The following is a 12889-nucleotide window of genomic DNA, read 5'->3' on the forward strand; positions in this document are numbered from 1 at the left end:
CATACAACAGCGGTATGCGGCCCATTCGGCCGCACCGCCGGGAACCACCTCAGGCGCGACTCTCATCGAACGAGACTTGTGAAACAGGCGCTAGGTGGTGGTGGCGAGAAGGGTAGCGAAGCGCTCGGCTGGGGTGTCCCAGCCGAGCGTTTTGCGTGGGCGGCCGTTGAGCTCCGCCGCGACGGCGGTCAGGTGCTCGCGGTCGTGCGGTGAGAGTTCGGTCCCCTTGGGGAAGTACTGGCGCAGCAGACCGTTCGTGTTCTCGTTGCTGCCTCGCTGCCAGGGGGAACGCGGGTCGCGGAAGAACACCGGGACGTCGGTGGCCAGGGTGAACTCGTGGTGCAGGTGCATCTCCGAGCCCTGGTCCCAGGTCAGCGACCCACGCAGGTGGACGGGCAGGCCGCGCATGGTCTCGACCAGGGCGTCGCGGACCTTGTCCGGCGTGCGGCCGTGGGGCAGGTGGACCAGCAGTGTGTAGCGGGTGGCGCGTTCGACCAGGGTGCCGATCGCGGACTTGCTCTCCCCGCCGATGATCAGGTCGCCCTCCCAGTGGCCGGGGACGGCCCGGTCGGCGACCTCGGCGGGCCGCTCGCTGATCATCACCATGTTGGACGACATGCGGGGTTGTCGTGCGGCGGACTGTCGGTGGGGACGGCGCATCGCGCGCCCGGTGCGCAGCGCCCTGGTCAGCTCGCGGCGCAGTTCGCCGCGGCCCTGGACGTAGAGGGCCTGGTAGATCGTCTCGTGGGTCACGTGCATCTCCGGCCGGTCGGGGAAGTCCCGCCGCAACCGTCGCACGATCTGCTCCGGGCTCCATCTCCGATCCAGTCCGGCCTGGACGACCCGGCGCAGCTCGGGGGCTGTCGCGAGCTTGCCGGGTTTCGGGCGTCCGCGGCGTTTGTCGGCGCGGTCCTGCGCCACGTGCGGGCCGTGGTGACCGCCGGCGGAGTGGCTGTTGCGGCGCAGCTCGCGGCTGACCGTGGACGGCGCCCTGTCCAACTCGCGCGCGATGGTCCGGACGCCCGCCCCGCCGCGCACCAGGTCCGCGATCCGCAGGCGTTCGTCCTGGGACAGGAACCGACCGCGACCCCCGTCCGCCCGGTGCTGGACAACCAGCGCGGGCGGACGGGGACGGCGGTTCTTCCCGCCGAGTTCCGGCCGCCCGTTGCGCCACTCACGGCCGGTTCTCGGATGCACTCCGACACGGCGACATGCCTCGCCGTTGCCCAGCCCTTGATCCATGAGCGCAAAGTAAGCCTCACGTTCACGGGTGAGCTCCCTGCGCCCCTGCGCCGTCCTGTCGGCCCGGATCTGGAAGTCCATCGCGTCCCCGAACACTCGGGGTGTTGCGACGATCCCTAGAACTCAAGCCCCGGAGGGCGGGGCTTTCGCATCCGGCACAAGGCTTTCCGGCGAACTCGCGAGTTGTCGACCGCACTACTGCGGGCAACTTGTCGCGCGCTCGTGGTGGTGTAGCGGTCGAACGTGCGTTGTTCACCCCGGAAAAGGGAGTGGTGGCACTGCCCGGAACACAGCGGACCGGATTCGACCCCGAACCCCACTGGCCGGCGCTGGCGGGCGAGGAGCGGCACGCCGCCTGCTTGGCCGCCGCGCGCGAAGGCGACCGCCGGGCGCTGGACGCGTTGATCGCGGACCTGACGCCGTTGGTGTGGCACGTGGCCCGGGGCAACGGGCTGGACCGCGCGACGGCGGAGGACGTCGTGCAGACGGTCTGGCTCACGCTGCTGCGCGACCTCGGCCGGCCGGCCGACCCGCGTGCGCTGGCCGGGTGGCTCGTCGTCACGACGCGCCGTGAGGCCCAACGGACGTGGACACCGGCACGCCGCGAAGCGGCGGCGAGCGAAGACTCCGCGGAGCTGGTCAGCGAGCACGGCCTGCCCGAGGACGCCGCGCTGCTCGACGACCGGGACCGCCGGCTGTGGCGGGCGTTCGGCCGCCTGTCCCGGAGGTGCCAGGAACTCCTGCGGCTCACCGCGCTCGCCGGCCGGGCGGAGTACGGGGCGGTCGCCGGGGCGCTGTCCCCTCGGCGCGGGAGCGCCGGCCCGACCGGGAGCCGGTGCCTGGACGTGCTGCGCGCGCACCTCGACGCCGAGCCCGGGTGGCCGGGTCTGCCCTCGCCCGCACAGCCGCCGCACCCGCCCGGTGACCCGCGGGTGCGGTTGCGCTCGGACGCGCCGGTGGTCGCCGGAGCGCCGGCCGAGGTGGAGTTCGGCTACCCGGTGGTCCGGGACGCCATGACGACCTCCGGGCCCGACGCACCGCCCGTTCCCGGGGAGGTGCGCGTGCTGCTGCACGCCGAGGGCGCCACCGTCGAACCGCTGACCAGGGTGTTCCGGGTGCCCGACGACTTCGACGGCAGAACGGTGCGGTTCCGCGTGGTGCCCGTCGAGCAGGGCACGGTCGAGCTCGTGTTCCGGGTCTACCTCGGCGACGGCCACCTGCTCCAAGAGGTCCGCGCCGACCTGCCCGTCGGTGAGGCCTGACGCGCGAGCTGCAAAACGTCGGCGCAGTGATCGAACTACGGCCGCGGTGCGCTACCTGAATGGGTGACAGTTGCGGCCGTTTACGCACGATAACGGTGGGTTGCCTACCCAATGTGCGAAATTCCCTCTCGGTCGTTAGGCCGTTGTGCCACCATTACCCTGTTCGTGCGGTACGAGGGGTCCGCCGAACTTGACTCAGAGCAATCATGAGTCGCCAGGCACGACCAAGACAGATCCTCAGGGGAGGGAGATCGTTTTGTCGACGCCCATCGAGACCAAGACCGAGTTCGTGGACGAGAACGTCGAGACCGTGGAGGACGTCCAGCAGGGCGGGACCACGACTCCGGTCGAGCCGGGAACCACGCCGGACCAGCCAGAACAGCAGCCCGACCACACGCACCACCACCACACTCACGAGACCGACGAGTGCTCGGGTGGCGGGTGCGCGGACGCGCCGCCGGCGTAGTGACCCGTCAAGCGTGATGACGCCCGCCGATCGGGCATCCCGGTCGGCGGGCTTTATCACGCCGTGTTGTGTGATGTCATAGAAGTGTGCCTGTGACCGCTTCTCCCGATGAAGCCGCCGTCATCCGCGAAGCGCGCGAACTGCACCTCAGCGGCGTGGACGCGAACTGCGCCGGACGGCACCACGAGGCGGCGCGGTTGCTGCGACGCGGGCAGAGCCTGGCGGACACGATCGACCCGGTCGACCCGGTGGTCCGCTCCGACTGGCTCGCGACGCGGATCCGGTTGGCCTCGACCTTCGCGACCGTGATGGCCGAGACCTCGGGCCCGGCCGCGGGGCTGACCGGGCTCGCCGAGGCACGGCGGCTGATCGAGGACGTGGCCGATCCGGTCGTGAAGGCGGAACTGCGCGGCCGGGTGGAGCACAACCACGGCCTGCTGCTGCTGAACGCGGGGTTGATCGAGGACGCGATCACCGCCTTCGACTCCGCGCTCGAGCACAAGGAACGCCGCCTCGCCGCGGGCGGACCGGTGTCGTCGCTGGTCGACCTGGTCGTCAAGACGCTGCGCAGCCGGGGCACCGCGCACACCCGGCTCGGATCCGTGCGCCAGGCGCGGCTCGACCTCACCCGGGCCGTCGCGCTGGCCACCCGCCACGGGCTGCTGGACCGCGCCGCCGACGCGAACCACGCGCTCGGGCTGCTCGACCTGCGGGTCGGCGACGTGCCCGCGGCGCTGCGGCGCTACGAGATCATCGAGCGGTCCTACCGGCAGCAGGAGCTGGACGTGCCGGTGCTGCTCGGCCTGAACCGGGCGCAGGCGCTGATGTCCGCGGGCCTGGCCGACGAGGCGGGCGACCAGCTCGACGCCCTGCTGCCGGTGATGCGCGCCGAGCAGAGCGTCACGCGCGACCTGGCCGACGTCGAGCTGTACCGGGCCGTGGCCGCGTACATGACCGACGACCTCGACCTGGCGCGCGCCATGGCCTCGTCCGCGCGGCAGCGGATGCGGCGCTGGGGCTGCGAGACCTGCGTCGCGAACGCGACGCTGATCGGGCTGCGCGTGGACACCCGGCTGGCGTTGCGGTCCGGCCGCGTGTCCCGGTCACTGCCCGGGCGGGCGGTGGCGTTCGCCGACTCCTTGCCCGTGCCGCGGCTGGCCGAGCAGGCCGCTCTCGCCCGGATGCTGGCCGTGCGGCTGGAGATCCGCCGCGGTGACGTGGGCGCGGCGGAGCGCATCCTCGACCGGGTGCCCCGGCCCGGGAAGCTCGCCCCGATCGACTACCGCATGCTGCGCCGGCTGTGCCGGGCCGAGCTGGCCCTCGCCCGCGGTCGGCGGGCCGCCGCGCTCGCCGAGATCCGGGCCGGCCTGACGGACCTCGACCACGTGCGCGACCGGATGGGCGGCCTCGACCTGCTGTCCGGGACCGCGCTGCACGGCCGGGAGCTGGCCGAGCTGGCCGTCCAGCTCGTGCTCGACGGCGGCAACGCCCGCCGGCTGTTCTCCTGGTTGGAGCGCACGCGCGCCCAGACCTACCGCTACGAGGCGCTGACCCGCGTCGACAACCCCGAGCTGGCCGAGCGGATCGCCGAGGTGCGCAGCCTCACCCAGTCGATCCACCAGGCCGAGCACGACGGCCACGCGACCGCCGCGCTGCGCGCCCGCCGGGCCGAACGCCTCCGCGAGGCCAACCGGCTCGGCTGGCACACCGGCGGGTGGGGCAAGCCGCGTCCCGTCGCCGGGGTGGCCGACGTGGTGGCGCGGCTCGGCGACCGGGCGCTGGTCAGCTTCGCGGCGTCCGAGGACGACCTGGTCGCGGTGGTCGTGGTCGGCTCCGACGTGCGGCTGGCCCGGCTCGGGTCGGCCGAGCGGGCGGCCGAGAGCGCCCGGATGCTCAACGCGGACCTCAACGCGCTGGCACCCGACCACCTGCCGGAACCGTTGCTGCGGGTGATGTCGGTGTCGGCGCGCAAGCAGGCCGACCGGCTCGACGCGCAGCTGATCCAGCCGCTGGCGGAGCTGATCGGCGAGCGCGAGCTGGTGGTCGTGCCGACCGGCGCGCTGTACGCGGTGCCGTGGGGCGTGCTGCCGACGCTGCACGGGCGGCCGACCGTCGTGGCGCCGTCGGCCACCGCCTGGCTGGCCGCGGAGCGCGCCGAGAGCGGGCCCGTCGGGCGGACGGTGCTGGTGCGCGGCCCCGAGCTGCCCGCCGCCGTCGGTGAGATCGACAAGCTGGGCGCGCACTACGCCACCGCCGCGTTGATGTCGGGCCGGCAGGCGTCGGTCGCCACGGTGCTGGAGGCGTTGGACGGCGCGGGGATCGCGCACCTGGCCGCGCACGGCGTCCACGAGCCGGAGAACGCCCTGTTCTCCCGGCTGGAGCTGAGCGACGGCCCGCTCTACGCGCACGAGATGGCCGGACTCGCCCACCCGCCCCGGCAGGTCGTGCTGGCCGCGTGCGAGCTCGCGCTCAACCGGATCCGCCCTGGTGACGAGCCCCTGGGCTTCGCAAGCGCCCTGCTCGCCAGCGGCTCGCAGATGGTGGTCGCCCCGCTGAGCCGGGTCGGCGACCAGGCGTGCGCCGCCGCGATGGACGACTACCACCGCAGCCTGGCCGCCGGCGCCCGACCGGCCGTGGCGCTGGCGGACGCGATCGCGGTCGACCCGTTGCGGCGGCCGTTCGTCTGCCTCGGCAGCGGCTGAACCCGCTGCTGGGCTAACGCGCTTGCGCGGTGGCTTCCAGAGGGCACCCGCTGGTGGCCTGGCCGCGCCGGACGCGGTGTTCTTCTCCGGTCCCGTGATGTTCGCCGACGCCCTGGGCGCGGCGCTGCGCCCCGACCTCACGCGCCGACCGGCGGGTACAGTCCTCTGTGGACGGACGGCACAGCTCGACAGCCGACACGTATCGGGGACGCCGCTACCGAGCGTCCGCGAAGGCGCTCGATGAAGTCCTTTCGGGTGCCGTACTCCCAGCGCTGTGGCTCTATCGTGGGATTGTGGTCGGCCTTGGCATTCGCGTCCCGGCCCCGGGTATTCGCCTCGTGGGAATCGGCACCTCACGAGCAGGAGTGGGTTGATGACACGCTTGGGACACAGGGCACTCGTCACGCTGTGCGCGTTCGGCCTGGTGATCGGGGGCGGGGCGGCCGTGGCCGACACGCACGCACCCGCGCCCAGGCTCGACGCGGCCGAATGCGGCGGATTCGCCAGTGCGTACAACCCCGATGTCAAGGCCGCGTTGATCGCCGCCGGTCTCAACCCGGCTGAGGCGAAGGGTCCGGTCGGCGCCTATTGCACCGTGACGGGTCGCGCGGCACAGGTCGAGTACTCGTTGAAGCTCGAAGGCATCGAGGGAATTCTCTTCACGTGCGCGAAGGCGGAGAAGAAGACCGACGTGATCACGTTCTTCAACGACTGCAAGAGCTGATCCCGCGCATCACGTCCATTGTGGAGGGTCACCCACCTCCCGACCGCACCCCTTGTGGACCACCGATGCACGAGGCGACTCACGCCGACCGGGCCGGCGCGGGGCGCACCGGGATCTCCAGCACCGTGGCGGTCTCGCCGTCCGCGTCGACCAGGTGCTCCTCCACCGTCGGGCCGCCCACGGCCAGGTCGTGGCGGCGCAGCCAGTCGAACAGCTCCCGCCCGGCGCGGACGACGCCCGACGCCGGTGGGGCCACCGCGCGCACCACGGTCCGCTCGGGCAGCACCAGGGGCTCGCCGCCGCGTTCCGTCGCCACGGCCGCCGGGAAGCCGCTCGTCGGCTCGCGGTCGAGCCAGGTCAGCACCGTGGTCGAGCACCAGGCGGCGCCCAGCTCGGACGGGTGGCCGACCTCGATGCGCTCGACCCGCAGGCGACGTGCGGCCACCGTGGTCAGCTGCGGCAGGACGGCGGTCGGCACGGCGAGGCGGTCCTCGGCCGCGGCGACGGCCGCGGACAGGGCGGCGATGTCGCGGCGCAGTGCGTCCACCCGCTCGGTCAGCGCTCGGCGCAGGTCGGTGTCGGGCGCGTCGACCAGGTCGGCGATCTGCCGCAGCGGCAGCCCGAGGCGGCGCAGGCCGCGGACGCGTTCCAGCCGGGTCAGCTCCGCCACGCCGTACCAGCGGTAGCCGGTGGCGCGGTCCACGGCGGCCGGGCGCAGCAGCCCGATCCTGTCGTAGTGGCGCAGCGTGCGGTCGGAGACGCCGACCATCCGCGCCAACTGCCCGATGCGCCACATGCTTGACCTTGCCCCTGCGTCAGGTTCCTACGGTCGCCGGCCATGACCACAACTCACCGGCTCACCGGTGTCCTGCTGCTGACCGCCCTCACGGCCATGGTCGCCGGTGCGGCCGTCGTCGTGCCATCGGGGTTGACCCTGAACCCGGCCGAACCCGCCGCCGCGCTGGCCGCGATCCGCGACCGGACCGCGTTGCACCTGCTCGAACTGGGGCTCGACGTGATCGGCTGGACGGCCCTCGTCGCCGCCGCGCTCACGATGGCCGCCCGCCGGGTCGCGCCGCTGCCGGCCGGGCTGCTCGCGTGCGCGGGGCTGGCGGGCCTGCTGCACGACGCGGGCAACCTGGCGGTGACCCAGCTGGCCGCCGAGCCCGCGGCCGTCGAGGTGGCCAGGGCGGTGCTGCTCGTGGCCAAGTGGACCGTCAACCTGGCCGGTCTGCTGTGGGCGGCGGCCACCGCGGCCGCCGCGCTGTGCCTGCCCGTGACGGCTGGTCTGCGCCGTGCCGGGCTGGTCGCCGCGCTGTCCAGTCTCGGGTCCGTGCTGCTGCCCTGGACGACCGGGCTGGCCGGCCCGTCCGCGGCGTTGGAGCAGGTCGGTTACGCGCTCCACCTGCCCGTCGTGGTCTGGTACGGGGTGCTGGGGTGGCGGGAGCTCGGGACGCCGTGAGTCCCAGTGGCGGTGTCGGTCGGGCGTCGAGCGGGTAATGGTGGGTGACGGCGTCGCAGCCGGATCGGGGTGGAGGAGCGGTAGTGCACGGGGATGTCGATCAGCCGGTGACGGTCGAGGACGTGGGTGAGGACGGCGTGGTGGTCGCCGCCGTGCACGGCGACTTCGACGTCGACAGCTTCCGCGACGTGCGCGAGGCGTTGTTCACCTGCCTGAACGGCCGGGCGTCCGCGTTGGTGGTCGACCTGGGCGACGTGGGGTTCTTCGGGTCGATGGGCATCGCGGTGCTGGTGGAGGCACGGCAGCGCGCCGACGTGGTGGGCGCCGGGTTCGCCGTGGTGGCGGGCAGGCGCACGGTGGCGCGGCCGATCCGCATGACCGACACCGAGGACCTGCTGCGGCTGCACCGCACCCAGGACGAGGCGCTGGCCTCGGTGCGCGCCCGGACCGGGCACGAGGCGGACACCGGGTTCTCGTGGTGGTCGTCGTGACCCCTCGGCTCGCGCCGTCCCGGTTCACGCCTCGTCGAAGCCGATGACCAGCAGACGGTCGTCCCGCTCGACGACGGTCAGGAGGTAGTCCTCGGTGACCGGGTCGGCGTCGTCCCGGGGCGTGAGCTCGAGGGTGACGAGGACGGTGGAGGTGGACCCGTTGGCCGTGACCTCCGGCTCGCCGCTCACGGCGACCGCGCGGTAGGCGCTCCAGAACTGGTCGTCCTCCCACTCCGACGGCCGGTTCTCCGGGGCCCAGTTCTCCCGGGCCGTGGCGGCGTCGTGCGGGAGGTTGGCGAAGTGGGCGTGCACGAACCGGACGACCGTCGCGGCGTCCGGCGCGGTCTCGGTCGGCTCGGCGGCCTCCTCCGACGTGGTGTAGGGCTCCGAGGTGACGGGCGCGTCGGCGGTGGGCACGTCGGCCGGTGCGTCGGTGCCCGGTGCGTCGGTGTCGGAGGGCTCCGCCCGGGTGGTGGCCGGGTCGGACGTGGCCGGCGTGGCCGACTGCCCCGTGCTGTCGAGCAGCGACGTGATCAGCACGGTGGCCGCGACGGCGACCACCACGGCGGCCGCGAGCGCCGGCACGACCCACCTGCGGCGGCCGGGGTCCGACGCGGGCGGCGCGGTCATCGGACGTGCCGTCACGGGCGGCCCGGTCATGGGTTGCGCGGTCATGGGCGGCGCGGTCAAGGGCAGCGCGGTCATCGGCTGCGCGGTCGTCGAAGGTGCGCCGATCGCGGTCGGTGCGTACGCCGGTGGCATCGCCCTGGTGGGTGGCGCGGACACCGCCGGCACGGCACCGGGCGGTGTCGGAGCAGGCGGGGTCGGAGCAGGCCGTGTCGGAGTCGGCGGGGTCGGAGTCGGCGACGCGGCGCCGGTCAGGGCGGCCAGCTCGCGGCTCGCCCGCTCGGCGGTCGGCCGGGCGGCCGGGTCGTTGGCCAGCAACCTCGTCAGCACCGCGGTCAGCGGACCCGACCGCCTCGGCGGCACGACCCGCCCGCCGGCGATCCGGTGCAGCATCCCGAGGTCGTTGTCACCGCCGTCGAACGGCGGCCGGCCCTCCACCACGGCGTAGAGGGTCGCCCCGAGGGAGAACACGTCGGCCGCCGGCGTCGGGTCCGCGCCGCGGGCCAGTTCCGGCGCGAGGTAGGCCAACGTGCCCGCGAGCATCCCGGTCCGGGTGACGGTGACGTCGCCGACCGCGCGGGAGATGCCGAAGTCGGTGATCTTGACCGTGCCGTCGGCGCCGATCAGGACGTTGCCCGGCTTGATGTCGCGGTGCACCACGCCGGCCCGGTGCGCGGCGGCCAGCGCGGAGGCGACGTGACCGCCGATCCGCGCCGCCTCGGTGGGCGGCAGCGCGCCGCGTTCGGCGAGGACCGCCGACAGGCTGCGCGAGGGCAGGTACTCCATCACCAGGCACGGCTTGCCGTCCTCGACGACCACGTCGAACACGCCGATCGCGTTCGGGTGCTGGAGCCGGGCGGCGATGCGGGCCTCGCGCATGGCGCGGCGGCACGCCTCGTCCACCTCGGCCGCGTCCAGGCCGGGCAGCAGGAGCTGCTTGATCGCGACGTCCCGGTGCAGCAGCTCGTCGTGCGCCCGCCAGACCACGCCCATCGCGCCGCTGCCGAGACGTTCCACCGGGGTGTAGCGGTTGCCGACCTTGTCCACGCCGGCAGAGGCTAATCGAGACGCCGCGCCGGCAACGCCACTTGCCGAACTTGCCGCCCACCGGACCGAAGGTCGACCGAAGTCCTCAGTGGTCTCCGGCACCGCCGGCAGGAAGAAGCCCGCCGGGCCCCTGCTCAACTACGCTCGAGGGGTCGGAGGGAGCCGGTCATGACGGACGAGGAGCTCGTGGTCGAGTTCGCCCTGACCCGACTGGACAACCCCGGGCTCGACCTGGAGGAGATCGCCGCGCTCGTGGTCCGCCGGGTCGGCCACGACCGCATGCTGGAGTTCGCCTCGCGGAACCTGGCCACGCGCGGCGAGCTGCGGGGCGCGGCGTTCCCGTCCGCGGTCGAGCACGTGCTCCGGGTCGTGCTGACGCTGCGCGGTCCCGCCGACTGAACGCCGAGGTCAGAGCGTCTTGGCGGGCGCGCGGTCGGCGTACTCGACCAGCAGGTCGGCCAGGTGGTCCTCGATCGGCATGGCGGGCGGCACGGGGCGGTCGGGGCGGCGGCCGGCGACCAGGTCCGAGACGAACACCGTGACCGCCTCCGGCGGCGGCAGCACCGGCGGGCCGAGGTAGGTCAACGGGAGCAGGTCCGCTCCCCGGCCGACCTCGATCCCGGCGCACCACCCGGTGTGCTCGTCCCACACCAGCGCCAGGTCCTTGTCCGGGTGCCGCGGCACCCGCTGGTCGAGGGCGATGTACGCCGTGGCGTCCGGCGCGCACTCGTACCAGCACGACTCCAGGTCCACGCCCAGCCTCCGGGCGATCAGCCGCAGGTACTGCCGCAGGCCCCGGTCCTCCGGGCCGTCCGCCTCGATCCCGACCATCGACGACCTCCACCCGCGACGGGCACCGCCAGGGCAGGTGCGCCATCTCAATTGGGCCCAGTCTGCATCCACTCGACGACCGAGGGCATTAGGCCATTCGGATGAGAAGCGGTGACGTGGAGTGTCCGCCGATCGCCGTAGCGCGGGGTTTCAGACGCTGCGCAGCACCGAGACTACGACGCCGAGGACCACCGCCCGGTCGCCGTCGATGACGTCGTGGGCCGGGTTGCGCGGCTCCAGGAACACGTGGCCGTTGCGACGCCGGTAGACCTTCACGGTCGCCTCGTCGTCGATCATCGCGGCGACGATCTGGCCGGAGTGCGCCTCGTGCTGCTGCTTGACCACGACGATGTCGCCGTCGCAGATCGCCGCGTCGACCATCGAGTCGCCGCGCACCCGCAGGCCGAACACGGTGCCGCGACCGGTCAGCTCGCGCGGCAGGGTCAGCACGTCGTCCACGTGCTCCTCGGCCGCGATGGGCGTGCCGGCCGCGATGTGACCGACCAGCGGCACGGGCACCGAGTCGGCGGCCTCCCGCGTCGACGGCTCGCGCAGGAACAGGCGCACGTCCATCGGCCGGGACACGGCGGCGCCGCGCTTGAGGAAACCCTTCTCCTCCAAGGCCGACAGGTGCTTGGAGACCGAGGACGACGAGCGCAGGCCGACCGCGTCGCCGATCTCCCGCGTGCTCGGCGAGTACCCGTGCTCGACCACCCAGTCGCGGATCGCGGCGAGGATCCGCTGCTGGCGTGGCGGGAGGGTCGAGGTGTCCAGGTGCCCGAAGGCGTCAAGATCGTCGTAGGCGGTCACCTGCGGGATGATAGAGCGGGGCGCCGACGGCCGCGCCCGGGCATGTGGTTACCGACTGGTCGCCCCCTCCCCGGATGAACACCGTGCCGTCGTCGTTCCTGGCGCACGACTTCCGCGAGCTGCGCACAGACCACTGTGGACGGCCTGCTGGGTCGAACACGCCGAAGGAGTGACCTCCGACCCGGAGGCCGACCTCGGAGATCACTCCGGCCGGCGTCGCGTCACCGTGATTCGTGGGCGTCCACGGCGAGTTGCCGCAGTTCGGCCGTGCACATCATGAACCGGTCGGTCGGCAGGTGCTTGAAGTAGTAGCCCACGTCCGCCCCCAGCGCGAACACGTGGACCGGGACCCCGGCCCGCCTGCCCGCCTCCACGGACTGGCGCAGCCCGGACATGACGGCCGGGTGCCGCGTCTGGTACGAGGAGGCGACCCGGTGGTTGCCGCGGTCCGCGGCGAGGTAGAACTGGGTGAGGTCCTTGGTGCCCATGAAGATCTCGCTCGCGCCCGCCTCGCAGAACCCGGTCACCGAGTGCACCGCGGCGGGGGTCTCCACGAACACCGACAGCGGCACGTCGTCGGACAGGTCGAGCCGCTCCCGCAGGCGCAGGAACTCGTCCTCGTCGTTGATGAACGGCACGGCGAAGCTCAACCGGTCCACCTCCGGCCCGAGCCGTTCCCGCACGTACGCGCGCAAGGCCCGGAACGCGTGCGGGTAGTGCGGCTCGTGCAGCAGCCACCGCGCGCCGTGCAGGCCGAGTTCCGGGTTGGACTCGTGGTCGACGTCGACCACGTTGGTGATCTGCGCGGCGTCGTCGGACCGGAGGTCCAGCAGCCTCATCACCAGGCGTTGGCCCGGCAGGAGCTCCTTGACGATGGCGCACAGCTCCGCCCCGATCGCCGCGCCGTAGCGCTCGGCCTCGGGAATGCCCGCGCGGAGCGCGTCGAGCGGGCTCAGCCCCGAGGAGAGGCAGACGAACTCCTCGCGGATGAAGAACGAGGTCACCTGGTCGACCCGGGGTTGGATCGCATTCGTGGACTGGATGTCGGTCGCGTCGGCGATGACGACGCAGACCGAACGCAGGTCTTCCGGGGTGACGGTGGGGTATTCCACGGATTGTGCCGTGACGTCGGTCTCGCCGAGGGTGACCGACTCGCGGTCGGTCCGCACGGTCACTTCGCCGACCAACCCGGCGAGTTCGGCGTGCGGAATCCGGAGCACCGGAA

General features: G+C 73.1%; 12 protein-coding genes and 1 pseudogene. 7 read left to right on the forward strand and 6 right to left on the reverse strand.

Annotated features, from left to right (window positions below; genetic code table 11):
- Window positions 1-90: 90 nt before the first annotated feature.
- Window positions 91-1323, reverse strand: coding sequence for an IS30 family transposase (locus AB0I91_RS30205; protein WP_499640001.1), 1233 nt, complete (start codon window positions 1321-1323; stop codon window positions 91-93).
- A gap of 197 nt (window positions 1324-1520) precedes the next feature.
- On the opposite strand from AB0I91_RS30205, the pseudogene AB0I91_RS30210 reads away from it, so the two are divergent.
- From AB0I91_RS30210 to AB0I91_RS30225, 4 genes and pseudogenes are all read left to right on the forward strand, one after another.
- A pseudogene (locus tag AB0I91_RS30210) lies at window positions 1521-2120 on the forward strand (RNA polymerase sigma factor); the annotation flags it as partial.
- Window positions 2121-2760: 640 nt separating this feature from the next.
- Window positions 2761-2970, forward strand: a complete 210-nt coding sequence (locus AB0I91_RS30215) for a hypothetical protein (protein ID WP_498775460.1) — start codon at window positions 2761-2763, stop codon at window positions 2968-2970.
- 92 nt (window positions 2971-3062) lie between these two features.
- On the forward strand, window positions 3063-5672 hold the full coding sequence (locus tag AB0I91_RS30220) for a CHAT domain-containing protein (RefSeq protein WP_499617024.1): 2610 nt from the start codon (window positions 3063-3065) through the stop codon (window positions 5670-5672).
- A 373-nt stretch (window positions 5673-6045) separates the two neighbouring features.
- Complete coding sequence (locus AB0I91_RS30225; RefSeq protein WP_499640002.1) at window positions 6046-6396, forward strand: hypothetical protein; 351 nt, start codon at window positions 6046-6048, stop codon at window positions 6394-6396.
- A 79-nt stretch (window positions 6397-6475) separates the two neighbouring features.
- Here the strand turns inward: AB0I91_RS30225 and AB0I91_RS30230 are convergent, their stop codons facing one another.
- Window positions 6476-7192: a MerR family transcriptional regulator gene (locus tag AB0I91_RS30230; protein WP_498775466.1), complete on the reverse strand. Its 717-nt coding sequence runs from the start codon at window positions 7190-7192 to the stop codon at window positions 6476-6478.
- Between the two features lie 42 nt (window positions 7193-7234).
- Here AB0I91_RS30230 and AB0I91_RS30235 point away from each other — a divergent pair, with 42 nt between their 5' ends.
- Together AB0I91_RS30235 and AB0I91_RS30240 are read left to right on the forward strand one after the other, a co-directional pair.
- Window positions 7235-7858 (forward strand): hypothetical protein, encoded by a 624-nt coding sequence (locus AB0I91_RS30235; protein WP_499640003.1) that lies wholly within the window; start codon window positions 7235-7237, stop codon window positions 7856-7858.
- 83 nt (window positions 7859-7941) lie between these two features.
- Window positions 7942-8349, forward strand: coding sequence for an STAS domain-containing protein (locus AB0I91_RS30240; RefSeq protein WP_498775470.1), 408 nt, complete (start codon window positions 7942-7944; stop codon window positions 8347-8349).
- Window positions 8350-8373: 24 nt separating this feature from the next.
- On the opposite strand, the gene AB0I91_RS30245 is transcribed toward AB0I91_RS30240, so the two are convergent.
- On the reverse strand, window positions 8374-10023 hold the full coding sequence (locus tag AB0I91_RS30245; protein ID WP_499640004.1) for a serine/threonine-protein kinase: 1650 nt from the start codon (window positions 10021-10023) through the stop codon (window positions 8374-8376).
- Between the two features lie 168 nt (window positions 10024-10191).
- On the opposite strand from AB0I91_RS30245, the gene AB0I91_RS30250 reads away from it, so the two are divergent.
- Window positions 10192-10422 carry a hypothetical protein gene (locus AB0I91_RS30250; protein ID WP_230568999.1) on the forward strand — a complete coding sequence of 77 codons (231 nt, stop codon included), beginning with the start codon at window positions 10192-10194 and terminating at the stop codon, window positions 10420-10422.
- 9 nt (window positions 10423-10431) lie between these two features.
- On the opposite strand, the gene AB0I91_RS30255 is transcribed toward AB0I91_RS30250, so the two are convergent.
- The 3 genes from AB0I91_RS30255 to AB0I91_RS30265 all read right to left on the reverse strand — a co-directional run bounded on the left by AB0I91_RS30255 (window position 10432) and on the right by AB0I91_RS30265 (window position 12884).
- Entirely contained in the window at window positions 10432-10854 is a 423-nt protein-coding gene (locus AB0I91_RS30255) for a DUF6292 family protein (protein ID WP_498775474.1), read from the reverse strand.
- A 150-nt stretch (window positions 10855-11004) separates the two neighbouring features.
- Window positions 11005-11664, reverse strand: coding sequence for a transcriptional repressor LexA (gene lexA / locus AB0I91_RS30260; protein WP_498775475.1), 660 nt, complete (start codon window positions 11662-11664; stop codon window positions 11005-11007).
- Window positions 11665-11885: 221 nt separating this feature from the next.
- Entirely contained in the window at window positions 11886-12884 is a 999-nt protein-coding gene (locus AB0I91_RS30265) for a putative PEP-binding protein (protein WP_498775691.1), read from the reverse strand.
- Between the last annotated feature and the right edge of the window lie 5 nt (window positions 12885-12889).

It is taken from the genome of Actinosynnema sp. NPDC049800 (genome assembly GCF_040656635.1).
Classification (GTDB): domain Bacteria; phylum Actinomycetota; class Actinomycetes; order Mycobacteriales; family Pseudonocardiaceae; genus Actinosynnema.

What these genes read in the sequence shown, in the direction of transcription:
- AB0I91_RS30250 (WP_230568999.1), top strand. Translation starts at nt 10,192, where the DNA reads ATGACGGACGAGGAGCTCGTGGTCGAGTTCGCCCTGACCCGACTGGAC.
- AB0I91_RS30255 (WP_498775474.1), bottom strand. Translation starts at nt 10,854, where the DNA reads ATGGTCGGGATCGAGGCGGACGGCCCGGAGGACCGGGGCCTGCGGCAG.
- AB0I91_RS30205 (WP_499640001.1), bottom strand. Translation starts at nt 1,323, where the DNA reads ATGGACTTCCAGATCCGGGCCGACAGGACGGCGCAGGGGCGCAGGGAG.
- AB0I91_RS30230 (WP_498775466.1), bottom strand. Translation starts at nt 7,192, where the DNA reads ATGTGGCGCATCGGGCAGTTGGCGCGGATGGTCGGCGTCTCCGACCGC.
- AB0I91_RS30235 (WP_499640003.1), top strand. Translation starts at nt 7,235, where the DNA reads ATGACCACAACTCACCGGCTCACCGGTGTCCTGCTGCTGACCGCCCTC.
- AB0I91_RS30225 (WP_499640002.1), top strand. Translation starts at nt 6,046, where the DNA reads ATGACACGCTTGGGACACAGGGCACTCGTCACGCTGTGCGCGTTCGGC.